Source organism: Streptomyces sp. NPDC046866 (assembly GCF_040704625.1).
GTDB lineage: Bacteria > Actinomycetota > Actinomycetes > Streptomycetales > Streptomycetaceae > Streptomyces.
This window is the reverse complement of sequence record NZ_JBEYXN010000041.1, coordinates 1-24191: the sequence shown is the minus strand read 5'-3', so window position 1 is coordinate 24191 and position 24191 is coordinate 1. Positions and strand designations below refer to the sequence as shown.

Here is a 24191-nt window from a genome sequence, read left to right as displayed (position 1 = left end):
TGGTGGAACCCCGTCCCGGCAGCGCGCCGGAGGCGGGACCGCCACCGCACCGCCCCGGTCCGCACACACCATTCGGATGGCGTACGGACGACACCCCTCCGGTTGCTCCACCCTTTCGTCACCGCCCTAGACTGGACGTCCAGCAGGTGGCTACACGCTCGAAAGGCGCCCTCGTGTCCATCGGCAACTCCAACTCTCCCGAAGATGAGCGTCCTTCGACCGAGGACCGGTTCGAGGAACGCACCATCGAACGTTCTTCCGACGAGCCGTCCATCGGTGCGGCTCTGAAGAAGGCCCGGATCGCCGCCGGGCTCACCGTCGACGAGGTCAGCTCCATCACGCGCGTGCGCATCCCGATCGTGCACGCCATCGAAGCTGACGATTTCACGCGGTGCGGCGGCGACGTCTACGCCCGCGGGCACGTCCGTACGCTCGCCCGTGCCGTCCACCTCGACCCCGTACCGCTCGTCGAGGCCTACGACGCCGCCCACGGCGGGCGGCCGACCCCCACTCCCGCCGCTCCCATGTTCGACGCGGAGCGGATCCGTCCCGAGCGGCAGCGGCCGAACTGGACCGCCGCCATGGTCGCCGCCATCGTCGCCGTGATCGGCTTCGTGGGCTTCACCGCCTTCGGCGGCGGCGGCGAGGGCAAGCGGCCGGTGGCGGAAGGCTCCGCCTCCCCGCAGCCGCCCAAGCAGTCCGCCGGCAAGCCGGCCGCGAAGCCCCTGCCCCAGCAGTCGCCGGCGGCACCCAAGCCGGAGCCCTCCGACAGCGCCATCGCCGCCGCACCCAAGGACATCGTCACCGTCGTCCTGACGGCCACCGACGGCGAGAGCTGGATCTCCGCGAAGGACCACAGCGGCCGGCTGCTCTACGACGGAACGCTGAACATGGGCGAGTCCAAGACCTTCACCGACAAGGAATCCATCGACCTCGTCCTCGGCGACGCGGGCGTGGTCAAGCTTTACGTGAACGGCAAGGAGATCAAGGACGAATTCGAGTCGGGCCAGGTGGAACGCCTCACATACACCAAGGACGACCCGCGTCCCGGGGAGGCCCAGGCGGGCTGAGCAGCGCAGAATCCCAAATTCCGGATCCCCGGGGTGCCGCATTGCACCCCGGGGATCTTGGTTTGCCGGGACTTGGGGCGGGGGTCGGCGTTTGGACAAAGTAGTCTTGAGTCCATGCCCGAACGCCGTACCGTCGCCCTTGTCACTCTTGGCTGCGCCCGTAACGAGGTGGACTCGGAGGAGCTCGCAGGCCGCTTGGCGGCGGATGGCTGGGAGCTCGTCGAGGACGCCGCCGACGCGGACGTAGCCGTCGTCAACACCTGTGGCTTCGTCGAAGCCGCCAAGAAGGACTCCGTAGACGCCCTGCTGGAGGCCAACGATCTCAAGGACCACGGCCGCACCCAGGCCGTCGTCGCCGTCGGCTGCATGGCCGAGCGCTACGGCAAGGAGCTCGCCGAGGCCCTCCCCGAGGCCGACGGCGTGCTCGGCTTCGACGACTACGCCGACATCTCCAACCGCCTGCAGGTGATCCTCAGCGGCGGCAGCGTCGAGGCGCACACCCCGCGCGACCGCCGCAAGCTGCTCCCGATCAGCCCCGCCGCCCGCCAGGACGCCACCGAGGTCGCCCTCCCCGGCCACGCCCAGGAGCCCGCCCCGGCCCCCGCCGACCTGCCCGAGGGCCTCGCGCCCGCCTCCGGGCCGCGCGCCCCGCTGCGCCGCCGCCTGGACACCAGCCCGGTCGCCTCGGTCAAGCTGGCCTCGGGCTGCGACCGGCGCTGCTCCTTCTGCGCCATCCCGTCCTTCCGCGGGTCCTTCATCTCCCGCCGCCCCTCCGACGTGCTGGGCGAGACGCGCTGGCTCGCCGAGCAGGGCGTCAAGGAGGTCATGCTGGTCTCCGAGAACAACACCTCGTACGGCAAGGACCTCGGCGACATCCGCCTGCTGGAGACCCTCCTGCCCGAGCTGGCCGAGGTGGACGGCATCGAGCGCGTCCGCGTCAGCTACCTGCAGCCGGCCGAGATGCGCCCCGGCCTGATCGACGTCCTCACCTCGACCCCCAAGATCGCGCCGTACTTCGACCTGTCCTTCCAGCACTCGGCCCCCGACGTGCTGCGCGCCATGCGGCGCTTCGGCGACACCGACCGCTTCCTGGAGCTGCTGGACACCATCCGCTCCAAGGCCCCGCAGGCCGGCGTCCGCTCCAACTTCATCGTCGGCTTCCCCGGCGAGACCGAGGCCGACTTCGCCGAGCTGGAGCGCTTCCTCACCCACGCCCGCCTCGACGCCATCGGCGTCTTCGGCTACTCCGACGAGGAGGGCACCGAAGCGGTCACGTACGACAACAAGCTCGACGAGGACACCATCGCCGAGCGCCTCGCCCACATGCAGCGCCTCGCCGAGGAGCTCACCTCGCAGCGTGCGGAGGAGCGGATCGGGGAGACCCTGGAGGTCCTCGTCGAGTCGGTCGAGGCGGTCGGCGGGGACGACGAGGACGAGGTCGGCGCCTACGGGCGCGCGGCGCACCAGGCCCCGGAGACCGACGGCCAGGTCGTCTTCACCGACAGCACGGGCCTGGTGCCCGGCCGGATGGTGACGGCGAAGGTCGTCGGCACCCTCGGCGTGGACCTCGTGGCCGAGCCCCTGGACCTCGAGGAGGCGGCCGGATGACAGGAGTCCCGGCACCCGCGGCGGGCGGGACCGGCCGCCGGCCCGTTCCCGGCGCGAAGCTGGGGGCCGCGGCGGTCGATCAGGCCAGCCTGTGGAACATCGCCAACATCCTGACGATGATCCGGCTCGTCCTGGTGCCGGGATTCGTCCTCCTGCTCCTCGCCGACGGCGGGTACGACCCCGTGTGGCGCGCGCTGGCCTGGGCCGCGTTCGCCGTCGCCATGATCACGGACATCTTCGACGGGCACCTGGCCCGGACCTACAACCTGGTCACGGACTTCGGGAAGATCGCCGACCCCATCGCGGACAAGGCGATCATGGGGTCGGCTCTGGTGTGCCTCTCCTGGCTGGGCGACCTGCCCTGGTGGGTGACCGGCGTCATCCTCGGGCGGGAGCTCGGGATCACGCTCATGCGGTTCTGGGTGATTCGCTACGGGGTGATCCCGGCCAGCCGCGGCGGCAAGATGAAGACCCTCGCCCAGGGGACGGCGGTCGGCATGTACGTGCTGGCGCTCACCGGGCCGCTCGCGACCCTGCGGTTCTGGGTGATGGCCGTCGCCGTCGTGCTGACCGTGGTCACCGGTTTGGACTACGTCCGCCAGGCCGTGCTGCTGCGGCGCGGGGGCCTGGCCGCCGAGCGGGCCGAGAGGTGACGTACGCGGTGGGGGGATCCGCAGGGGCCGAAGGGGCGGTCCGCGGAGCCGCGGAGCCGGCCGCGGGCAGCGGGTCGGCCGCCGCGATCGCCGCCGAGGCGCTGCGCCTGCTTGCGGAGAGTGACCGGACGCTCGCTGTCGCGGAGTCGCTGACGGGCGGAATGGTCGCTGCCGAGCTGACGGCCGTACCCGGTGCCTCCCGGTCGTTCCGCGGCTCGGTCACGGCGTACGCCACCGAGCTCAAGCACCGGCTCCTCGGGGTGGACGCCGGACTGCTGGCCTCGAAGGGCGCGGTGAACCCGCAGGTCGCGGCCGAGATGGCGGCCGGGGTCCGGCGGGCGCTGGGGGCTTCGTGGGGGATTGCGACCACCGGAGTGGCCGGTCCCGACCCGCAGGACGGGCAGCCGGTGGGCACCGTTTTCGTCGCCGTCGCCGGTCCGCAGGGCGAGAAAACCGTCAACCTGAGGTTGAACGGCTCCCGGGAGGAAATCCGTAGGGAGAGTGCACGCACAGTGCTCGAACTTCTCTTGAGCGAACTCCGCGAGAATGTGCGGGGGCAGGATACGGAACAGAACGGGGGGATTTGATGTTTGCAGCCCTGAGTGAACACGACATCGCTCCCCGCACGGCCGCGGCGCGAGGCGGTACGGTGGGGCGTGAAGGATGCGGCTACACGGTCAGAGGAGGGAGCCACCGATGATTCTGCTCCGTCGCCTGCTGGGTGACGTGCTGCGTCGGCAGCGCCAGCGCCAGGGCCGTACTCTGCGCGAAGTCTCCTCGTCCGCCCGAGTTTCTCTCGGCTATCTTTCCGAGGTGGAGCGGGGGCAGAAGGAGGCGTCCTCCGAGCTGCTCTCCGCGATCTGCGACGCGTTGGACGTACGGATGTCCGAGCTGATGCGCGAGGTCAGCGACGAACTGTCGCTGGCCGAGCTGGCACAGTCGGCCGCGGCAAGCGAACCGGTGACGGTGCCGGTACGCCCGATGCTCAATTCGGTCTCCGTGACCTCGGTCGCGGGCGGTCCGGAGCGGGTGACCATCAAGGCACCTGCGGAAGCGGTGAACGTCGTAGCCGCATGAGCGCGAGTGCGCGAGCCGTGAAGGCATGAGCGTGGCCGGAGCCCCGGTCGGTGTGCGAAGCACCGGCCGGGGCTCCGCGCCGTTCTGGGTGCGGGCCCGTCGGCCGTACGGGAGGATGGAGCCGGTCCGGATCGCGGCCCTGGTCCCGGGAGGCAGCCGTGCGGCGGTTACTAGGCTTAGCCCCGGTGCGGGCCCTCGCGCTGGCCGTGGGCGCCCTCTGGTGCTGGGCCGTGCTGCGGCTGGTGCTGGAGCCCGCCGGGACCGGGCCCCTGGAGGGGGCGGTGGCCGTCGGCGGCTGGGGGCTGGGACTGCTGCCGGTGCACTGCGCGCCGAGGCCTACCAGGGCATCGCCACTCCGCCGTTCGGACGCAGAATCTGGCCCGTCATGAACGACGAGGCGTCCGAGGCCAGGTAGAGCACGGCCCGGGCGATGTCCTCGGGCTCCCCGACCCGGCCGAGCGGGGACAGCCGGACCATCATCGCCTCGGTCTGCTCCTGGGCCGCGGAGCCGTGGCGGGCGGTCATGGGGGTGCGGACCCACCCCGGGGCGACGGCGTTGACGCGGATGCCGTACGGGCCGGCCTCGGTGGCGAGTGTCTTGGTGAGCTGGACCGCGGCGGCCTTGGCGGCGCTGTAGCAGAGCAGGCCCGGCTGGGCGGCGTCCACGGCCCCGGAGGCCATGGTGACGATCGAGCCGGGCCGGCCGGCCTCGATCATGGCGCGGGCGGCTTCCCGGCAGGTGTGCCAGACCCCCTTGAAGTTGACGTCCAGGACCCGGTCGAGGTCCTCCTCGGCCGTCTCCAGCACGCTGGAGGTGTGCATGATCCCGGCGACGGCCGCGGCGATGTCGAGCGGACCCGCGGCGGCCACGGCGGCCCGCAGTCCGGCGGGGTCGGTGACGTCCAGGACGTGGACCGCGGCCCGGCCCCCCGCCTTCGTGATCAGCTCCGCCGTCTGGGCGAGGCCTGCGGCGTCGCGGTCCGCGCAGTGCACGGCCGCGCCCGCCTCGGCGAGGAGCACGGCGGTGGCGCGGCCGATGCCGCCGGCGGCGCCGGTGACCAGGGCGGTGCGCCCCGTGAGGTCGTACGCAGTGGGAGTGGGCATGCCGGGACCGTACGACCGGATCTGACGAAGCGTCAACTACGGGGTGGGGCCGGATTGGCAGCGCGGGCACCAGTAGGTCGGGCGTCCGTCCTGCTCGGCTTCGCGGACGGCCGCGCCGCAGCGCAGGCACGGGCGGTGGGCCTGCCCGTAGACGAAGAGCGCACGCGAGGAGCGCAGGCCCCCGGTGGTGGTGCGGATCCGGTCGGAGCCGGTGTTGGCGGCGAGCAGCCGCTGTGCGGCCGCGGCCAGGCGCACGGCGGTGACGGCGGGGTCGGGCAGGGCGCCGACCGGGGTCCAGGGGGTGACCCGGGCGAGGAAGCAGAGCTCGCACTTGTAGATGTTGCCGATGCCGGCGAGGTTGCGCTGGTCGAGCAGGGCCTCGCCGAGGGGCCGCTCGGGGGCGGCCAGGAGGTTGGCGGCGGCCCGGTCCGCGTCCCAGTCGGGGCCCAGCAGGTCGGGACCCAGGTGGCCGACGACCCGGTCCTCGTCGGCGGTGCGCAGCAGCTCGACGACGGGCAGCCGGTAGCCGACGGCGGTGTGCTCCTCGGTGCCGAGGACCGCCCGGATCTCGTGGACCGGGCCGCCGTGCCACTTCCGGCCGACGGGGAAGACGCGCCAGGAGCCGTCCATGCGCAGGTGGGTGTGGAGGGTCAGACCGCCTTCGAAGCGGGCGAGGAGGTGCTTGCCGCGGGGGATGACCTCCAGGGTGGTGCGCCCGGTGAGGTCGGTGGTGGCCAGGCGCGGGACGCGCAGGTCCCAGCGGGTCAGTTCGCGTCCGGCCAGGGCGGCGTGCAGCCGGGCCGCCGCACGCCAGACGCTGTCTCCTTCGGGCATGGCCCCATTGTGGCCCCGCGGAACGCAAGCGAGCTCCTGCGGCGGGGTTCCGCCGCAGGAGCTCGGTGATCAGGAAGCGCGGGGGCCGGTGGGCCGCCTGCTTACTTCCAGACGAGGCCCTTGCCCTTGCTCAGGGAGTTGTACGGGTCGCCCCAGTACTCGGCCGAGGCGACCTTGGTCTGGTCCGACGGGGCCAGCGCGATGGCGCAGCCGGTCGCCTGCTGGCCGTTGGTGAAGCCCTTCGGCAGGGACTCGTTCGGGCACTTCTCGAACTTGCCGATGACCGACACGCCCTGGGCCTCGGTGTTGTCCCCGAGCAGGCCCTTCATGTGGCCGACCGTGGTGAAGGACAGGTCGGTGGTGCCGACGTTCTTCACCGAGTAGCGGATGTAGTAGGGGATCTTCCCCTTCACCTGGTCGCCGAGCTTGAGCGCGTCGAGGTCGGCCGGGCTGCCCTTCTCGATCGCGGTGACAGTGAGGGCAATCGTGCCGCCCTTGGTCTTGCCGTAGTCGAACGGCACGGTCGCCGTCTCACCGATCTTGAAGACCTGGCCGGACTTGGCCGTGGCGCCCGCGGCACCGCCGGCGGCGGGGGCGTCGGTGCCGTAGCCGCCGGCCGGGGTGCTCGGGCTCGCCGGGGCGGCGGAGTCCGCGGCGGGCGCGGAGGAGGCCGGGGCCGGCGGGGCCGCGGGGGTCTCCTCGTTGCCGTTCTTGCAGCCGGTCAGGGTCAGGGTGCCGGCAACCGCCAGGCCGATGACGCCGGTTGCGGTTCGTCGCATGGTGCTCACTGTTTTCTGGTCCCCCATGTAGGTTTCACTTCTGACGCGGCATCGTCACGAGCGATGCCTGCGTGGATCTTGATAGTGCAGAAACGCTCCGGCATGCCAGCCAGGACGGCCTCTGTGACATGCTCCGTACATAAGCGCGACGTAAGCGCAATGCTCGGAACCGCTTCGCAGCTTTCATGACCGAAGGCGCAGCCCCCGCGGAGTGGCATGGAAACCGGCCGCTTCCAGGGCCCCGCCCAGCGCGGACGTCAGCGCCGGAGCGGCGTTGATCCGCTCCACGGTGAGCGCCGGCAGGGTGCCGGCGCGGGAGGCCTCGGCCAGGGCCGCGGTCGCCGCCGCCAGGCGCGGGTCGTCCGCCCCGGGCCAGGCCAGGAGCGTCTTGCCGCCCCGTTCCAGGTACAGGGCCAGCTCGCCGTCCACCAACACCACCAGGGAGCCGGCCTTGCGGCCCGGCTTGTGGCTCGCCCCGGCCGGCGGCTCCGGCCACGGCAGGGCCGCCCCGTAGGCGTTGGCCGGATCGGCCGCCGCCAGGACCACCGCCGCCAGCGGCGGAGGGTTGCGCTCCGCCGAGCGCAGCCGGTCCACCGCGCCGTCCATCGCGAACTGCGCCGCGCCCAGCCCCTCCACCACGTAACCGCGGCGGGCCTGCCCGCTGTCCTCGAAGGCCGACAGCACGCGGTACACGGCGCTGAAACCGCCCTCCACGCCCTCGGCGGCCACCGCACCCCGCGTCACCACCCCGTGCCGGTCCAGCAGCGTGCGGGCCAGCGCGTGCGCCCGGTGCGTCGGGTCGGGGGCCTGCTCGGGCAGCAGCGACCAGCGGCCCGACACCGTCGGCGGACCCGGGCGCGAGACCTGCGCGCCGAGGGTGCCGTACCGCCCGCGGGGGACCGTGCGCCGGGCCCGGTGCGCCGTGGCGCCCGCCGTACGGCCCGAGCCCAGCAGGGAGCGCAGCGGGGCCAGCGTGTCGTTCGTCAGCCGGCCCGACCAGGCCAGGTCCCACAGCGCCTCGGACAGTTCGAGGTCCGTCACCTCCGGCAGGCCGGCCCGCACCGACTGCGCCAACTGCCGGAAGAACAGCCCGTACCCGCCCGACAGGGCCTCCAACAGCGCCTGGTGAACGGGCGTCAGCTCCAATGGATGCGGCGCGGGCCGCAACAGCGGGGCCGCATCCGCCAGATACAGCGAGACCCAGCCGTCCTTGCCCGGCAGCGCCCCGGCCCCCGCCCACACCACCTCCCCGGTGGTCGTCAGCTCGTCCAGCAGCGTCGGCGAGTACCCCGCGACCCGCGACGGCAGGATCAGCCGCTCCAGCGCCGAGGCCGGCACCGGGGCGCCCTGGAGCTGCTCGACCGCCCGGGCCAGGCCGTCGATGCCGCGCAGCCCGCCGCCCAGGTGCTGCCACTGCGGCAGGAACGTCGCCAGCGATGACGGCGGCACCGGCTCCAGCTCCTGGCGCAGCGCGGCCAGCGAACGGCGCCGCAGCCTGCGCAGCACCGCCGCATCGCACCACTCCTGGCCGATGCCCGCCGGATGGAACTCGCCCTGGACCACCCGGCCGGCCGCCGCCAGCCGGTGCAGCGCGCCCTCGGTGACCGCCGCGCCCAGCCCGAACCGGGCCGCGGCGGCGGCCGTCGTGAACGGGCCGTGCGTGCGGGCGTACCGGGCCAGGAGGTCGCCGAGCGGGTCCTTCACCGGCTCCGTGAACGCCTCCGGCACCCCGACCGGCAAGGCCGTGCCCAGCGCATCGCGCAGCCGCCCCGCGTCCTCGACCGCCGCCCAGTGCTCCGCGCCGGCGATCCGCACCCGGATGGCCCGCCGCGCCCCGGCGAGGGCCTCGGGCCAGGCCGGGTCGGCCCCCCGCTCGACCAGCTCCTGCGCCGTCAGCGGGCCCAGCAGTCGCAGCAGGTCGGCGACGGACTCGGCGTCCTTGGCCCGGCGGTCCTCCGTCAGCCACTGCAGCTCCCGCTCCAGCTCCTCCAGCACCTCCGCGTCCAGCAGCTCCCGCAGCTCCGCCTGGCCGAGCAGCTCCGCCAGCAGCCGGGAGTCCAGCGACAGCGCGGCCGCCCTGCGCTCGGCGAGGGGCGAGTCGCCCTCGTACAGGAACTGGGCCACGTATCCGAAGAGCAGCGAGCGGGCGAACGGCGACGGCTCCGGCGTGGTCACCTCCACCAGCCGCACCCGCCGCGCCTCGATGTCCCCCATCAGCTCCGTCAGGCCCGGCACGTCGAAGACGTCCTGCAGGCACTCCCGTACGGCCTCCAGCACGATCGGGAAGGACCCGAACTCCGAGGCCACCTGCAGCAGCTGCGAGGCGCGCTGGCGCTGCTGCCACAGCGGGGTGCGCCGGCCCGGGTTGCGGCGCGGCAGCAGCAGGGCGCGCGCCGCGCACTCGCGGAACCGGGAGGCGAACAGGGCGGAGCCGCCCACCTGGTCGGTGACGATCCCCCCGATCTCGCCGTGGTCGAAGGCGACGTCCGCCGCTCCCAGCGGGGCCTGCTCGTCGTCGAACTCGAAGGAGCGGGCGGCCGCCGGATCGTGGTCGAGCAGGTCCATGGAGAGCAGGTCGGCATCGGGCAGCCGCAGCACGATCCCGTCGTCCGCATGCATGACCTGCGCGTCCATCCCGTACCGCTCGGCCAGGCGGGCGCCGAGCGCCAGCGCCCACGGCGCGTGCACCTGCGCCCCGAACGGGGAGTGCACGACGACCCGCCAGTCGCCGAGCTCGTCGCGGAACCGCTCGACCACGATCGTGCGGTCGTCCGGCACGTGCCCGCAGGCCTCGCGCTGCTCCGCCAGGTACGCCAGCACGTTCTCCGCGGCCCAGCCGTCCAGGCCGGCCGCCAGCAGCCGCAGCCGCGCGTCCTCGTCGGGCAGCGCACCCACCTCGCGCAGGAACGCGCCGACCGCCCGGCCCAGTTCGAGGGGGCGGCCCAGCTGGTCGCCCTTCCAGAACGGCAGCCGGCCCGGCACCCCGGGGGCGGGGGAGACCAGGACCCGGTCGCGGGTGATGTCCTCGATGCGCCAGGAGGTGGTGCCGAGGGTGAACACGTCCCCCACCCGGGACTCGTAGACCATCTCCTCGTCGAGCTCGCCGACCCGGCCGCCGCCCTTCTTCGGGTCGGCCCCGGCCAGGAAGACGCCGAACAACCCGCGGTCGGGAATGGTGCCCCCGGACGTCACCGCCAGGCGCTGCGCCCCCGGCCGGCCCGTGACCGTCCCCGCCACCCGGTCCCACACCACCCGCGGTCTGAGCTCCGCGAACGCGTCGGACGGATAGCGGCCCGCCAGCATGTCCAGGACGCCGGTGAACGCCGACTCGGGCAGCGCCGCGAACGGCGCCGCCCGCCGCACCAGCGCCAGCAGCTCGTCCAGCTGCCAGGTGTCCATCGCGGTCATCGCCACCAGCTGCTGCGCCAGCACGTCCAGCGGGTTCGAGGGGATGCGCAGCGACTCGATGGACCCGCTGCGCATCCGCTCGGTGACCACGGCCGCCTGCACCAGGTCACCCCGGTACTTGGGGAACACCACCCCCGTGGAGACCGCGCCGACCTGGTGCCCGGCCCGGCCCACGCGCTGCAGCCCGGAGGCCACCGACGGCGGTGACTCCACCTGCACCACCAGGTCCACGGCGCCCATGTCGATGCCCAGCTCCAGACTGGAGGTGGCGACCACCGCCGGCAGCCGGCCCGCCTTCAGGTCCTCCTCCACCAGCGCCCGCTGCTCCTTGGACACCGAGCCGTGGTGCGCCCGCGCCAGCAGCGGCGGCGCCCCCTGCGCGGCGCCGGACTGGGCCATGACCTGGGCCGGGGGCGGGCCGTCGGGCAGCTGCTCGCCCGTCGCCCGCTCGTAGGCGATCTCGTTCAGCCGGTTGCACAGCCGCTCGGCGAGGCGGCGCGAGTTGGCGAACACGATCGTGGAGCGGTGCGCCTGCACCAGATCGGCGATCCGCTCCTCCACGTGCGGCCAGATCGACGGCTTGTCCCCGCCCTCCTTCCCGTCCGTGGCCGGCGAGCCCCCCAACTCGCCCATGTCCTCGACCGGCACGACCACCGACAGGTCGAACTCCTTCGCCGAAGGCGGCTGGACGATCTCCACCTTGCCGCGCGGAGCGAGGTACCGGGCCACCTCCTCCACCGGCCGGACCGTCGCCGACAGCCCGATCCGCCGGGCCGGGCGCGGCAGCAGCTCGTCCAGCCGCTCCAGCGACAGCGCCAGGTGCGCGCCCCGCTTCGTCCCCGCGACGGCGTGCACCTCGTCCAGGATCACCGTCTCGACCCCGGCGAGCGCCTCGCGCGTCGCCGACGTCAGCATCAGGAACAGCGACTCCGGCGTGGTGATCAGGATGTCCGGCGGCCGCATCGCCAGCGCCCGCCGCTCGGCCGCCGGAGTGTCGCCCGAGCGGATCCCCACCCGGATCTCCGGCTCGGGCAGGCCCAGGCGGACCGACTCCTGCCGGATCCCGGTCAGCGGGCTGCGCAGGTTCCGCTCGACGTCGACCGCCAGGGCCTTCAGCGGCGACACGTACAGCACCCGGCAGCGCTTCTTCGGCTCCGCCGGCGGCGGGGAGGAAGCCAGCGCGTCGAGCGCGGCCAGGAACGCGGCCAGCGTCTTGCCGGAGCCGGTGGGCGCCACGACCAGCACGTCGGAGCCCTCCCCGATGGCCCGCCAGGCGCCCTCCTGGGCGGAGGTGGGCGTACGGAAGGCCCCCGTGAACCAGGAGCGGGTCGCGGGGGAGAACGCATCGAGCGCGGAGCCGGCCATGCCCCCATCCTGCACCCGCCCACCGACAGCGCCCCGGACCTGGGCAAACCCCCCCCGTGGGAATCGACATCGGGGCGGGCGCAGAATGGGGGAGTGGCGCAGGACGGGCAGGACACCGGCGGGGCAGGGGCCGACAGGGAATGGGCGCGGCACTGGCAGTACCCGGAACTCCCGGGGCTGGACCTGCTGCGCGCCCACTACGTCCGCCACGCCTTCCCGCGCCACGCCCACGACGGGTACGTCATCGCGGCCGTCACCCGGGGCATCGAGGAGGTCGGCCTGCCCGGCGGCCTCGTCCGCGCCGGGCCGGGCAGCGTGGTCCTGATCAACCCCGAGGTGCCGCACACCGCCCGCGCCGGCGCCCCCGAGGGCTGGGACTACTCCACCCTCTACCCCTCCCGCGCCCTGATCGCCGAGGTCGCCGCCGAGATCAGCGGCCTGCGCGGCACCCCCGGCTTCACCGTCGACGAGGTCGCCGACCCGCAGACCTCGCAGACCATCGCCGAGGTGCACCGCGCCGCCGAGGCGGGCAACGCGCTCGCCGCCGACACCCTGCTGCGCACCGCCGTGGCCCGGATGCTCGCCCGGCACGCCGGACCGATGCCCGCCCGCACCCTGCGCAGCGCCGGTGCCGCCGGGGCCGCCCGGGCCCGCGCCGCACTCCAGGAGCGGATGGCCGACCCGCCGTCGCTGGAGCAGCTCGCCGCCGAGCTCGGGACCAGCCCGTTCGCCCTGCTGCGCGCCTTCAAGGAGCGGTACGGGATGCCGCCGCACACCTGGCTGACCGACGCGCGCGTCCGGCGGGCCCGCTCCCTCCTCGATGCGGGCACCACCCCCGCCGAGGCGGCCGTCGCCGTCGGCTTCACCGACCAGCCGCACCTGAACCGGCACTTCACCCGGATCGTCGGCGTCCCGCCCGGCGCCTACCGGCGCGAGCGGACGCGCTGGGTGCGGCGCCGGCCCCGGCAGGCCGCCGCCGTGCCGGCCGGTCCGCCGCCCGCCTGACTGCCGGTTTGCGTGCGTGCGTGCGTGCCTGCCTGCAAGAACGTACAAGACCCGGCCGCCCCGCCGCGCGTACGTTCGCGGCGTGGGAGATCGTCAGATGGTGATGCAAGAGACCCCCGACGGGGTCGCCGGGCGGCCGCGGTCCGCCGTCGTGCGGGACGCCCTCGGCGTCGGGGTGGCCGTGGGGCTGTCCGGCTTCGCGTTCGGGGTGACCGCCGCCGGTTGCGGGATCAGCCCGCTCCAGGCCTGCGCCCTGAGCCTGCTGGTGTTCACCGGTGCCTCGCAGTTCGCGCTGGTCGGGGCGCTGGCCGCGGGCGGCAACCCGTTCACGGCCGCCGCCGGGGCCTTCTTCCTCGGCACCCGGAACGCCTTCTACGGGCTGCGCCTGTCGCAGCTGCTCGCGCTGCCCCGGGCCGTGCGGCCGTTCGCCGCGCACTGGGTGATCGACGAGACCACCGCCGTGGCGCTGGCCCAGCCCGACCGCAGGTCGGCGCGGCTCGGGTTCACCGTGACCGGCCTCAGCCTGTACGTGCTGTGGAACCTCACCACCCTGCTGGGCGTGCTCGGCGCCGAGGCCATCGGGGACACCGCCGCCTGGGGTCTGGACGCCGCCGGCCCGGCCGTGTTCCTGGCGCTGCTCGCGCCGATGCTGAAGACCGCCACCGAGCGGGCCGTCGCCGCGCTCGCCCTCGTCCTCGGGCTGGGCCTGCTGCCCGTGCTGCCCGCCGGGCTGCCCGTGCTCGTCGCCGCACTCGCCGCCCCCGTGATCCTCTGGCTGAAGGGACGCCGACCGTGAACGTCTGGCTCGCCGTCGCGCTGACCGCCGCCGGCTGCTACGCCGTCAAGCTGGCCGGCCTGCTCGTGCCCGCCGGAGCCCTGGAGCGCCCGGCCGTCCGCCGCCTCGCCGCGCTGCTGCCGGTCGCCCTGCTCGCCGCGCTCACCGCCCAGCAGACCTTCGGCAGCGGGCACGAGGTCGTCCTCGACGCCCGCGCCGCGGGGCTGGCCGCCGCCGGGCTGGCGCTGCTGCTGCGGGCGCCGTTCCTCGTCGTGGTCGCAGCGGCAGTCGCCGTGACCGCGGGGGTGCGGGCCCTGGCCGGGTAGCGGCTCCGGCCTTTCCCGCCGGAGCGGGATACTGGTGTGCATGCGGTTGACGATTTTCTGGGAGCGGATGGCCGAGTACTTCGGTGCGGGCTACGCGGACTCCTTCGCGCGGGACCACGTCATGTCCGAGCTGGGCGGGCGCACCGTCCACCAGGCGCTGGAGGCGGGCTGGGAAGCGAAGGACGTGTGGCGCGCCGTGTGTTCGGCGATGGACGTGCCGGCCTCGCAGCGCTGACGGCGGCGCCCGTTTCGCCGTACGCGCGGCGGATCGGACACACTGGGCGGCGTGGCAGCCACCGATGACACCGACCACCGGACGACGACCGGGCACGACGGCAGCGCCGAGGGCGCCGACGCCGCTGATGCCGCCGACGCCGCGCCCGTACGGCCCGGCCCGCCCGGCCCGCCCGCCCCGCCGGGGGACCCGGCGCGCCCCTCGTGGGCCGGGGAGCGCATGCCGCGCTGGCTGCCGCGCGCGGTGGTGCTCGTCCTGGCGCTCTTCGCCTGCTTCCAGCTGGCCAGCTGGGCCTTCCACCAGCTGATCGGCCTGCTGGTCAACATACTGATCGCGTTCTTCCTCGCCCTCGCGGTCGAACCCGCGGTGGCGCGGATGGCGGCCCGCGGCATGCGGCGCGGACTCGCCACCTTCCTGGTGTTCCTCGGTGTCTTCGCCGCGGCGGCGGGCTTCGTCGTCCTGCTCGGCTCGATGCTCGCCGGGCAGATCGTCGCCATGGTGGAGGGCTTCCCCCGCTACCTCGACTCGGTCATCGACGCGATCAACACCACCTTCCACACCGAGCTGTCCCGGCTGGAGATCCAGGACAGCCTCCTGCACTCGGCGTGGCTCCAGAAGTACGTGCAGAACAGCGCGAGCGGCGTCCTGGACGTCTCCGCCACCGTCCTCGGGGGACTCTTCCGCCTGCTGACCGTCGGGCTGTTCTCCTTCTACTTCGCCGCCGACGGGCCGCGGCTGCGGCGCGCGCTGTGCTCCGTCCTGCCGCCGGCCAAGCAGTCGGAGGTGCTGCGCGCCTGGGAGATCGCCGTCGCCAAGACCGGCGGCTACCTCTACTCGCGCGGGCTGATGGCCTTGGTCTCGGGCATCGCGCACTACGTCGTCTTCGCAGTCCTGGACGTGCCGTACGCCCCCGCGCTCGCGGTGTGGGTGGGGCTGGTCTCCCAGTTCATCCCCACCATCGGCACCTACCTGGCGGGTGCGCTGCCCACGCTGATCGCCTTCACCGTCGACCCCTGGTACGCGGTGTACGTGCTCGGGTTCGTCGTGGTCTACCAGCAGTTCGAGAACTACGTCCTGCAGCCGAAGCTCACCTCGAGGACCGTGGACATCCACCCGGCCGTGGCCTTCGGATCGGTCATCGCGGGCACCGCCCTGCTGGGCGCGGTCGGGGCGCTCATCGCGATCCCGGCCGTCGCCACGCTGCAGGCGTTCCTGGGCGCATACGTGAAGCGGTATGAGCTGACGGAGGGCGCGGACGGCACCGCTCCCCCGCCCCCGCCCTCCGCCGCCCGTACTCCTTCTTCTACTCCCGGGCCTGCTCCGGCTCCGGCTTCTCCTCCGGCGCCGCGCTCGCCTTCGGGTCCCCGCCGCCGTAGAAGGCTGCCAGGGCTTCGGTGACGGTGGCCTCGGCGGCCTCCTTGGTGGCGCCCGCGCCGCTCAGGACTCCTTCGCCGTTCTCCAGTTCGAGGAGGGCGAGCAGGATGTGCTCGGTGCCGATGTAGTCGTGGCCCAGGCGAAGGCCCTCGCGGAAGGTCAGTTCCAGGGCCTTCTTGGCCGACGCGTCGAACGGGATCAGCGCGGGGAGCTCCTCGGCGGGCGCCGGCAGGGCAGCCGTCGCCGCGGCGCGGACGTCCTCCGCCGAGACCTGCTGCGCCCGCAGGGCGAGCGCGGCCAGGCCCTGGTCCTCGGCGAGCAGGCCGAGGACGAGGTGCTCGGTGCGGATCTCGGTGTTGCCCGCGGCGCGGGCCTCGTTCTGTGCGGACACCACGACGTTGCGGGCCCGCGGCGTGAAGCGGCCGAAGCCCTGGCTGGCCTGGAGGTCGCCGGCCTCGCCCTCCTTGTCGGCCTTGGGGACGAAGCGCTTCTGCGCGGCCTGACGGGTGACGCCCATGCTGCGGCCGATGTCGGTCCAGGAGGCGCCGGAGCGGCGGGCCTGGTCCACGAAGTGGCCGATGAGGTGGTCCGCGACGTCACCGAGGTGCTCGGCGGCGACGACCGCGTCGCTGAGCTGTTGGAGGGCGTCGGTGTGGACCTTCTTGATGGCCTCGATCAGGTCGTCGAGGCGTACCGGATTGGTCATGCGAACGGGTTCCTCTGAAGGGTTCGTCATGTGACAACCGTAGGTTGACAGTCAGCCGAGTGTCAACCTTGGGTTGTCACTCCGGTGGGCGCAGCACGGCGGGGTGTCGCGGGCGGCGGCGGGTGGGCCGAGGGGCCGCTTGACAGAGAAATCGAACATCCATTCTGATGGGTTATCCACAGCCGAACCGGGCGTGGCAGCGCATTGTCAGTGGCAGGCGTTAGCGTCAATGGCGTGAAGCGATCGACTCAAGCAAACCGGGTGGAACCCATGGCAGGCACCGACCGCGAGAAGGCTCTCGACGCCGCGCTCGCACAGATTGAACGGCAATTCGGCAAGGGTGCCGTGATGCGCCTCGGCGACAAGCCGAACGAGCCCATCGACGTCATCCCCACCGGGTCGACCGCACTGGACATCGCCCTGGGCGTCGGCGGACTGCCCCGCGGCCGTGTCGTCGAGGTGTACGGGCCGGAGTCCTCCGGTAAGACGACCCTGACCCTCCACGCCGTGGCCAACGCGCAGAAGGCCGGCGGCACCGTCGCCTTCGTCGACGCCGAGCACGCCCTCGACCCCGAGTACGCGCGGGCCCTGGGCGTCGACACCGACAACCTCATCCTGTCCCAGCCGGACACCGGCGAGCAGGCGCTGGAGATCACGGACATGCTGGTCCGCTCCGGCGCGCTCGACCTGATCGTCATCGACTCCGTCGCCGCCCTCGTGCCGCGCGCGGAGATCGAGGGCGAGATGGGCGACTCGCACGTGGGCCTCCAGGCCCGACTGATGAGCCAGGCCCTCCGCAAGATCACCGGTGCGCTGAACCAGTCCAAGACCACCGCGATCTTCATCAACCAGCTCCGCGAGAAGATCGGTGTGATGTTCGGCTCGCCGGAGACCACCACCGGTGGCCGCGCGCTGAAGTTCTACGCCTCGGTGCGCATCGACATCCGCCGCATCGAAACCCTGAAGGACGGCACGGAGGCGGTCGGCAACCGCACCCGCTGCAAGATCGTCAAGAACAAGGTCGCGCCCCCCTTCAAGCAGGCCGAGTTCGACATCCTCTACGGCCAGGGCATCAGCCGCGAGGGCGGCCTGATCGACATGGGCGTCGAGCACGGCTTCATCCGCAAGGCCGGCGCCTGGTACACGTACGAGGGCGACCAGCTCGGCCAGGGCAAGGAGAACGCCCGCAACTTCCTCAAGGACAACCCCGACCTCGCCAACGAGATCGAGCGGAAGATCAAGGAGAAGCTGGGCGTGGGCGTCGTCCGCAAGGACGGCGACACCGCGGCCGCCGCCGCGACGGACGCGCCGGCCGACGGCGCAGCCGTGCCCGCCCCCGCGTCGAAGGCCAAGACGACGGCCAAGGCCGCCGCGGCCAAGAGCTGACCCGTGCGCGAGCAGGAACGGGGCGGCGGGGAGGACGGCCGGCCGGGTCGTCAGGAACTGCCGCCCCAGACTCCCGAGGAGCAGGCGCGGGCCATCTGCCTGCGCCTGCTCACGGGGATGCCGCGCACCCGGCGCCAGCTCGCGGACGCCCTCGACAAGCGGGGCATCCCCGAGGAGGTCTCCCAGGAGGTCCTCTCCCGGTTCGAGGAAGTGGGCCTGATCGACGACGCCGCGTTCGCCGGCGCCTGGGTCGAGTCCCGCCACCGCGGCCGGGGCCTCGCCCGCCGGGCCCTCGCCCAGGAGCTGCGCACCAAGGGGGTCCACGCCACCCTCGTACAGGAGGCCCTGGACCAGCTCGACTCCGAGCAGGAGGAGCAGACCGCCCGGGAGCTCGTGGAGCGCAAGCTCCGCTCCACCCGCGGGCTGGAGCGGGACAAGCGGATCCGGCGCCTGGCCGGGATGCTCGCCCGCAAGGGATACCCGGAGGGCATGGCCCTGAGGGTCGTCCGCCGTGCCCTGGAGGCCGAGGGCGAGGAAGCGGACCTCGACGACCTGGGATACCCCGGGATCTGACTGCGCCCCCGCGGCCTCCCCGGCCCCCGGGTGGGGTAGCCCTCCGGGTGGGGGTAGCCCCCGGGTGCAGACGCCGGGGTGCTCCACTGCCAGGAAGCAGCCCCGTCGGCAGAGTGGGGCGCATGACGCTGCGTTTCGCACTCCAGACCATCAGGGACCGCAAAGCCGGCTTCCTCGGCGCCTTCGTCGCCCTCCTGTGCGCGGCGGCCCTCATCACCGCATGCGGCACCCTCCTGGAAACCGGGCTGCGCGGAAAGATCGCCACCGAGCGCTACGCGGCCGCCCCGGTCGTCGTCTCCGCCGACCAGAACGTGCACCGCACGACGGTCACGGAGAAGAAGGGCAAGACCAAGACCAAGCACAAGGCCAAGCCCGTCGCCGAACGCGTCTGGCTGCCGGCCTCCGCCGTGGACACCGTCCGCGCCGCGCCCGGGGTCGAGCGGGCCGTGCCCGAACTCACCTTCCAGGCCGTGCCCTTGGCCGAGTCCGCAGGACGCGAGGCCAAGCCCTCGTACGGGCACGCCTGGAGCTCCGCCCCGCTCACCCCGTTCACGCTCGCCGAGGGCCGCGCCCCCCAGGGCGGCGGCGAGGTCGTCGTCGACCGTGAACTGGCCGCCCGCGCCGGGATCCGCCCCGGCGGCCGACTCACCGTCCAGGCCACCGGCGAACCCAAGGCCTACACGGTCAGCGGCATCGCCGCGGCCGCCCGCGGCCGCCTCGACCGGCAGAGCGCCCTGTTCTTCAGCGACACCGAAGCGCAGCGGCTCGCCGCCCACGACGCACAGGTCACCGCGATCGGCGTCCTGCCGGCGCCCGGCGTCGACCCGGGCGCGCTCGCCGGCCGCCTCCGGCAGGCGCTCCAGGACACCGGCGCCCAGGTCAGCCGGGGTGACGAGCGCGGGCCCGTCGAGTTCCTCGACGCCGCCGGCGCCCGCATCAAGCTGGTCTCCATGGGCGGCGCCCTGGGCGGCACCGCCCTGCTCGTCACGATCCTCGTGGTCGTCGGCACCTTCGCCCTCTCCGTCCAGCAGCGCTACCGCGAGCTCGCCCTGCTGCGGGCCATCGCCGCCACCCCCCGCCAGCTGCGCCGCATGATCGGCCGCGAGGCGCTCGTCGTGGGCCTCGCCGCCGGTGTCGCCGGCGCCTTCGCCGGGCTCCCGCTCGCCGCCTGGCTGTACGGCCGCTTCGTGGACCACGGCATCGTCCCCGCCACCCTGGAGCGCACCGCCGGGATCTTCCCGATGTTCGCCGCCGTCGCCGCGAGCCTCCTCGGCGCCTGGGCCGCCGCCCGGATCACCAGCCGCCGCATCGCCCGCATCCGACCGGCCGAGGCCCTCGCCGAAGCCGCCGTCGAGCGGACCCGGCCCGCCTGGATGCGGATCGCGATCGGGGTCCTGGCCCTGGCCGGCGGCGTCGTCCTCGTCGCGGTGCTGAGCGCGCTGCACACCGAGCCGGCGTCGACCCCGGTGACCTTCCTCGCCGTCATCGTCCTCGCCGGGGCCGTCTCCCTGCTCGGCCCGCTGCTCGTGCGGGGCGCGGCCGCGCTGCTCGCCGGGCCGCTGCGGCTCGCCGGCCCCGGCGGCCACCTGGCCACCGCGAACCTGCGCGGCAACGCCACGCGGATGGCCTCCGCCGTCACACCGCTCGCCCTGCTGATCGGCATGACCTGCACCGTCCTGTTCATCGCCCCGACGCTGGGCCACGCCGTCGGGCAGCAGGCCCGGGACGGGGTCCAGGCCGGCTGGGTGCTCGCCGCCCAGGGGCCGGGCGTCTCCGCCGAGGCCGCGGACCAGGTCCGGCGGACCCCCGGGGTCACGGCCGCCACCGAGATCGTGCACACGTCGGTACGGGTCGGCCTGACCACGTACGCCGCCCAGGGGGTCACCCCTGCCGGGCTGACCCGGACCTGGGACCCCGGCGTCACCGCCGGCAGCCTGGACGGTTTCGGGGACGGCAGCGCCGCGGTCAGCGAGTCGGCGGCCGACCGGCTGGGCCTGAAGCCGGGCAGCCGGCTGGAGCTGACCCTCGGGGACGGCACCCCCGCCACCCTCACGGTCTCCGCCGTCTATGCGCGCGGCCTCGGCTTCGGCGACCTCACGCTGCCGCACCGGCTGGTCGCGGCCCACGTGGACAACCCGCTGGCCTCGGCCGTGCTCGTGGCCGCCGAGGCGGGCGTCGGGCGGGAGCAGTTGGCCGCCGCGGTCGCCGGGTCCCCCGGAGTGGGCGTGCTGACGGCCCGCGCCGCCGACGAGGCCCGGGCGAAGCGGCAGGACGGCGCCGGGATCAACCTGCTGGCGATGGGGCTGGTGCTCGCCTTCACCGCGATCGCCGTCGTCAACACCCTTGCGATGTCCACCGCGGAGCGGTTCCGGGAGTTCGCGATGCTGAGGCTGGCCGGGGCGAAGCGGAGGCAGGTGCTGCGGATGCTGCGGACGGAGGCGGTGGCCGTGCTGCTGATCGGGGCGGTGCTGGGGTCGGGGATCGCGCTGGCCGTACTGACCGCGTTCAGCGTCGGGATGACGGGGGTCGCCGCCCCTGCCGTGCGGCCGATGGGGTACCTGGCCGTGCTGGCCGCGGCGGGCCTCCTCGCCCTGACCGCCACCTCTTTCCCCGGCAGGGCGGCCCTCCGCCTCCGCCCGGTGGAGGTCGCCACGTCCAGGTGACCCTCCCGCTCGCTCCCCCTGCCCGGCCTCTGTTCGCGGGGGCCGGGCGTCGGGGCCGGCGCGGGCGGGGCGTTGCCGCTGCGCGGAGCCTGTCCCCTCCGCGCCCCTTCCCGCACCCGTGGCCTGCGGCCCCGGCCCCCGCCCGCCTCAGTCGCCGGCGAGGCCGGACAGTCCAGCCCGCGCCGCGTTTGAGCGCACCGGGGGCGCAGCGCACGGGACGGGGTCCAGGGCGGAGCCCCGGTTTCGGGAAGGGGCGGGGTGGGGAACTGCTCCGCGCAGCGGCACACCCCACCCACCCCTGGCCCCCGGGCGGGCTACGGCTGCGGGGCAGCTACCGGGAGGCCCGCGGCCTTCCAGGCCTGGAATCCGCCCACCAGATCCGTGGCCCGGCGGAGCCCCAGCGCGTGCAGGGACACCGCGGCCAGCGAGGAGGCATAGCCCTCGTTGCAGATCACGACGATCCGGAGGTCGTGGGAGCCGGCTTCCGGCACCCGGTGCGAGCCCTGCGGATCCAGCCGCCACTCCAGTTCGTTGCGCTCGATCACCAGCGCCCCCGGGATCAACCCGTCCCGCTCCCGCAGGGCCTGGTAGCGGATGTCCACCAGGAGGGTGCCCTCGCCGAGGGACGCCTCGTACGCCTCCCGGGCACCCACACGGGTGTACGTGGAGCGGACCTGCTCCAGGTACGCGTCGATGCCCACCGGGGGCGGGGTCGCGCTCACTGCCAGTCCTCCGGGCGCTCGACGTGCTCCAGCGTCAGCACCTGCCCGACCCGGCTGTAGCGCCGGATCAGCGGCAGCGGCGGATAGTACGCGTGCACCGAGACCGCGTGCTCCTCCGCGGAGGCGTTGAGCACCTCGTGCACGTGGTGTTCCCCGAAGGCCCGCCCCGTGCCGACGCCCAGGCTGCGCGTGCGGTCCACGTCCGGCGCGAGCTCCAGGCTGCGCCACCCCTCCGAGGGGATCCGGGCGGCGAGCGAGTACTCGGTGAGCCGCCCGCGGGCGGTGGCGAACGCCCCGCGCGACTCGGCGTGGTCGTGCCAGCCGGTGCCGGTGCCGGGAGGCCAGCCGATCACCCAGGCCTCGCTCCCGCCCGGGCCGTCCAACCGGATCCAGGTGCGGCCCTCGGGATCGAGGGGGAGGGAGTCGATGACGGCCGGGTCGGCGGCCGTGCGGAGGGCGAAGTCGAGGAGTTCGGCGGCCGTGACGCCGGCCGTACGGGCAGAGGACGCTCGGGCAGCGTCCTCGGCCGGGTTCTGGGCAGGGGCGTGCGCGGGTGCGGGCATGGAGGTGACCGTCCTGAAGGTTCGCGAAAGGGCGCGCGGAGCGCGGGGGAGGGGCGAATCAGCAGGAGGGGCGACACACGCAGCCCGCATAGCGGACCAGGTCCATGTGGACCCTCCGCCACAGGCGTACGTCGTTGCCGGTCATGCCCGCGAGTGAAGCACGCGGACAGGAGAACGGTCAATCGATCACGGCAGAAGGTGTCGTGGTCGACCGGTCGAGCGGGGCCGGCGCACCCATGCGGACGGAGTCCGCCGCCTCGTACAGTTCTGCGGGCCGCACCCCGGCGAAGGTGGCCGCGAGGTGCCCGTCGGGCCTCACCAGCAGCACGGTGTGGGCCTCGGCCCCCGGATATCCGTCGGCCACCAGCAGCTCCGCCCGCACCGGCAGGGCGCTCACGGCGGCCGCGAGCCGCGGCATGAGCCCGGCGCTCATCCAGTGCCGCCGGTCCCACACCCCGGTGCCCGGCGCGACCAGCACCACCAGCAGCCGGCCGCGGCCCAGCAGGTCGCGCAGCGGGACGGTGGACCCGTCGGGCGCGGACACCGGCACGTTCGCGACGGCGCCCCCCGGCTCGGTGGCGGTCGGCACCTCCCGCACGGCCACGGGCGGGGCGTACGCGGGGGGCGCGCCGAGCGGCCCGCGCCCCAGATGTCCGTCGGTCAGCAGGGCCTCGCCCGCCCGGGCCGAGCCGGGCAGCAGCGTGCGCAGCCCGCCCCCGCCGCGCAGCACCGGCACGGCTTGGTCGGCGGCGCGCAGCCGGGCCGCGACCGCGGTGCGCCGCTCGGCCTCGTAGCTGTCGAGCAGGGCTTCGGAGGCCCCCTGGTGCCAGGCGAGGGCCAGCTTCCAGGCGAGGTTCTCGGCGTCCCGCAGCCCCTCCCCGACGCCCTGGGTGCCGGCGGCGCCGAGCAGGTGGGCGGCGTCCCCGGCGAGGAAGGCCCGGCGGTCGCGCCAGCGGCGGGCCAGGCGGTGGTGCAGCGTGTGGACCCCGGTGTCGAGGAGGTCGTACGGGGGCGTGGTTCCCCCGCACCAGCCGGCGAGCGCGTCGCGGATCAGCGTCACCAGCACATCCGGGGTGACGAGTTCCCCGCGGCCCGGAAGCAGCCAGTCCAGCCGCCACACCCCGTCGGGCAGCGGCCGGGCGGTGGTCTCCTGCGGCGGCTCGCGGTGCAGCAGGGCCTCGCCGGGCCAGGGGAGTTCGGTGCGCAGCGCGGCCACGGCGTGCCGCTCGACGGCGGTCCGCCCCGGGAAGCGGATCCCGAGGAGCTTGCGGACGGTGGAGCGGGCCCCGTCGCAGCCCACCAGGAAACTGCCGCGCCACCAGGTGTTCTCCGCGCCCCGGGTGTGGGCGGTGACCCCGCGGTCGTCCTGCTCCAGGGCGTCCACCCTGCTCTCGGCGACCAGCTGGACCAGCGGGTGCGCGGCCGCGGCGGCGCGCAGCCCGCGCGTCAGGGCGTGCTGCGGCAGGTGCAGCGGGGCCGGGCCGTCGTCGAAGGTGATCCGGCCGGTGTCACGGCCGCGCCGCACGGTGCGCCAGGCCGCGTAGTGGGCGCCCTCGTCGCGCAGGGTCGTACAGCCCAGGCGCTCGGCCATCGCGGCGGTGTCGGAGTGCAGGACGACGGTGCGGGCGGGCCGGGGCACGTCCTTGCCGGGGCCCTCGTCGAGCACGACGGAGGGCACGCCCTGGCCGCCCAGGGCGAGGGCCAGGGACAGCCCGACCGGCCCCGAGCCGACGACGATCACCGGGTCCATGATGCGGCTCCCGATGTCCGGTATGTGATCACAGAACGTATGCAACCCACTGGAGGTGCCTGCGTCAAGTGACCCCCGGTCCCGGGCGTGCGTGTGGTGGGGGGGGGGGGGTGCGCCCCCCCCCCAGTGGCACCCCCCGTTAAGGGACCGGTGGGCGGGCGCCGAGGCCCCGCCCGCCGATACGCAGAGGACACCGCGGAACACCAAACACACCA

At 74.2% G+C, this 24191-nt stretch carries 22 protein-coding genes; 13 read left to right on the top strand and 9 right to left on the bottom strand.

Features of this window, described 5'->3' with window-relative positions:
- Nucleotides 1–173 precede the first annotated feature (173 nt).
- From AB0953_RS33640 to AB0953_RS33620, 5 genes are all read left to right on the top strand, one after another.
- Nucleotides 174–1070, top strand: coding sequence for a RodZ domain-containing protein (locus AB0953_RS33640; RefSeq protein WP_366863393.1), 897 nt, complete (start codon nt 174–176; stop codon nt 1068–1070).
- Between the two features lie 114 nt (nt 1071–1184).
- On the top strand, nt 1185–2678 hold the full coding sequence (gene rimO / locus AB0953_RS33635; protein ID WP_366863392.1) for a 30S ribosomal protein S12 methylthiotransferase RimO: 1494 nt from the start codon (nt 1185–1187) through the stop codon (nt 2676–2678).
- Entirely contained in the window at nt 2675–3331 is a 657-nt protein-coding gene (gene pgsA / locus AB0953_RS33630; protein WP_366863390.1) for a CDP-diacylglycerol--glycerol-3-phosphate 3-phosphatidyltransferase, read from the top strand. The genes rimO and pgsA overlap by 4 nt, the downstream gene beginning before the upstream one ends.
- 86 nt (nt 3332–3417) lie before the next feature.
- Nucleotides 3418–3918, top strand: coding sequence for a CinA family protein (locus AB0953_RS33625; protein ID WP_366863400.1), 501 nt, complete (start codon nt 3418–3420; stop codon nt 3916–3918).
- A gap of 109 nt (nt 3919–4027) precedes the next feature.
- Complete coding sequence (locus AB0953_RS33620) at nt 4028–4408, top strand: helix-turn-helix transcriptional regulator (RefSeq protein ID WP_030301503.1); 381 nt, start codon at nt 4028–4030, stop codon at nt 4406–4408.
- Between the two features lie 336 nt (nt 4409–4744).
- Here AB0953_RS33620 and AB0953_RS33615 read toward each other — a convergent pair whose 3' ends face one another.
- The 4 genes from AB0953_RS33615 to AB0953_RS33600 form a co-directional block, all read right to left on the bottom strand.
- Complete coding sequence (locus tag AB0953_RS33615) at nt 4745–5512, bottom strand: SDR family NAD(P)-dependent oxidoreductase (protein ID WP_366863389.1); 768 nt, start codon at nt 5510–5512, stop codon at nt 4745–4747.
- A gap of 36 nt (nt 5513–5548) precedes the next feature.
- Nucleotides 5549–6346: a DNA-formamidopyrimidine glycosylase family protein gene (locus tag AB0953_RS33610; RefSeq protein ID WP_366863388.1), complete on the bottom strand. Its 798-nt coding sequence runs from the start codon at nt 6344–6346 to the stop codon at nt 5549–5551.
- A 101-nt stretch (nt 6347–6447) separates the two neighbouring features.
- Complete coding sequence (locus AB0953_RS33605) at nt 6448–7125, bottom strand: hypothetical protein (RefSeq protein ID WP_366863387.1); 678 nt, start codon at nt 7123–7125, stop codon at nt 6448–6450.
- A gap of 183 nt (nt 7126–7308) precedes the next feature.
- Nucleotides 7309–11898, bottom strand: coding sequence for an ATP-dependent helicase (locus tag AB0953_RS33600; RefSeq protein WP_366863386.1), 4590 nt, complete (start codon nt 11896–11898; stop codon nt 7309–7311).
- A 93-nt stretch (nt 11899–11991) separates the two neighbouring features.
- Between AB0953_RS33600 and AB0953_RS33595 the strand changes: the two genes are divergently transcribed.
- The 5 genes from AB0953_RS33595 to AB0953_RS33575 all read left to right on the top strand — a co-directional run bounded on the left by AB0953_RS33595 (nt 11992) and on the right by AB0953_RS33575 (nt 15637).
- Nucleotides 11992–12903 (top strand): AraC family transcriptional regulator, encoded by a 912-nt coding sequence (locus AB0953_RS33595; protein WP_366863385.1) that lies wholly within the window; start codon nt 11992–11994, stop codon nt 12901–12903.
- 97 nt (nt 12904–13000) lie between these two features.
- Entirely contained in the window at nt 13001–13699 is a 699-nt protein-coding gene (locus tag AB0953_RS33590) for an AzlC family ABC transporter permease (RefSeq protein WP_366863384.1), read from the top strand.
- Complete coding sequence (locus AB0953_RS33585; protein ID WP_366863383.1) at nt 13696–14004, top strand: AzlD domain-containing protein; 309 nt, start codon at nt 13696–13698, stop codon at nt 14002–14004. The genes AB0953_RS33590 and AB0953_RS33585 overlap by 4 nt, the downstream gene beginning before the upstream one ends.
- A 40-nt stretch (nt 14005–14044) precedes the next feature.
- The gene (locus AB0953_RS33580; protein WP_361915214.1) at nt 14045–14239 is read left to right on the top strand and encodes a DUF3046 domain-containing protein; all 195 of its coding nucleotides are present in this window, start codon (nt 14045–14047) and stop codon (nt 14237–14239) included.
- A gap of 219 nt (nt 14240–14458) precedes the next feature.
- Nucleotides 14459–15637, top strand: a complete 1179-nt coding sequence (locus tag AB0953_RS33575) for an AI-2E family transporter (protein WP_366863399.1) — start codon at nt 14459–14461, stop codon at nt 15635–15637.
- Here AB0953_RS33575 and AB0953_RS33570 read toward each other — a convergent pair.
- A complete protein-coding gene (locus AB0953_RS33570; protein ID WP_366863382.1) occupies nt 15543–16349 on the bottom strand; it encodes a Clp protease N-terminal domain-containing protein in 807 nt (268 codons plus the stop codon). The two genes, AB0953_RS33575 and AB0953_RS33570, sit on opposite strands and share 95 nt — an antisense overlap.
- A 240-nt stretch (nt 16350–16589) precedes the next feature.
- Between AB0953_RS33570 and recA the strand changes: the two genes are divergently transcribed.
- From recA to AB0953_RS33555, 3 genes are all read left to right on the top strand, one after another.
- The gene (gene recA / locus AB0953_RS33565; protein WP_366863381.1) at nt 16590–17705 is read left to right on the top strand and encodes a recombinase RecA; all 1116 of its coding nucleotides are present in this window, start codon (nt 16590–16592) and stop codon (nt 17703–17705) included.
- A 3-nt stretch (nt 17706–17708) separates the two neighbouring features.
- Nucleotides 17709–18278: a recombination regulator RecX gene (recX, locus tag AB0953_RS33560; RefSeq protein ID WP_366863380.1), complete on the top strand. Its 570-nt coding sequence runs from the start codon at nt 17709–17711 to the stop codon at nt 18276–18278.
- A 122-nt stretch (nt 18279–18400) separates the two neighbouring features.
- Complete coding sequence (locus AB0953_RS33555) at nt 18401–20941, top strand: FtsX-like permease family protein (RefSeq protein WP_366863379.1); 2541 nt, start codon at nt 18401–18403, stop codon at nt 20939–20941.
- Nucleotides 20942–21255: 314 nt separating this feature from the next.
- Here the strand turns inward: AB0953_RS33555 and AB0953_RS33550 are convergent, their stop codons facing one another.
- The 4 genes from AB0953_RS33550 to AB0953_RS33535 are packed head-to-tail and all read right to left on the bottom strand — an operon-like array spanning nt 21256 to nt 23976.
- A complete protein-coding gene (locus tag AB0953_RS33550) occupies nt 21256–21663 on the bottom strand; it encodes a rhodanese-like domain-containing protein (RefSeq protein WP_366863378.1) in 408 nt (135 codons plus the stop codon).
- The gene (locus tag AB0953_RS33545) at nt 21660–22226 is read right to left on the bottom strand and encodes a cysteine dioxygenase (protein ID WP_366863377.1); all 567 of its coding nucleotides are present in this window, start codon (nt 22224–22226) and stop codon (nt 21660–21662) included. Before AB0953_RS33545 ends, AB0953_RS33550 begins: the two co-directional genes overlap by 4 nt.
- A 58-nt stretch (nt 22227–22284) precedes the next feature.
- Entirely contained in the window at nt 22285–22371 is an 87-nt protein-coding gene (locus tag AB0953_RS33540; protein ID WP_361915248.1) for a putative leader peptide, read from the bottom strand.
- A gap of 33 nt (nt 22372–22404) precedes the next feature.
- Nucleotides 22405–23976, bottom strand: a complete 1572-nt coding sequence (locus tag AB0953_RS33535; protein ID WP_366863376.1) for an FAD-dependent monooxygenase — start codon at nt 23974–23976, stop codon at nt 22405–22407.
- Nucleotides 23977–24191 lie beyond the last annotated feature (215 nt).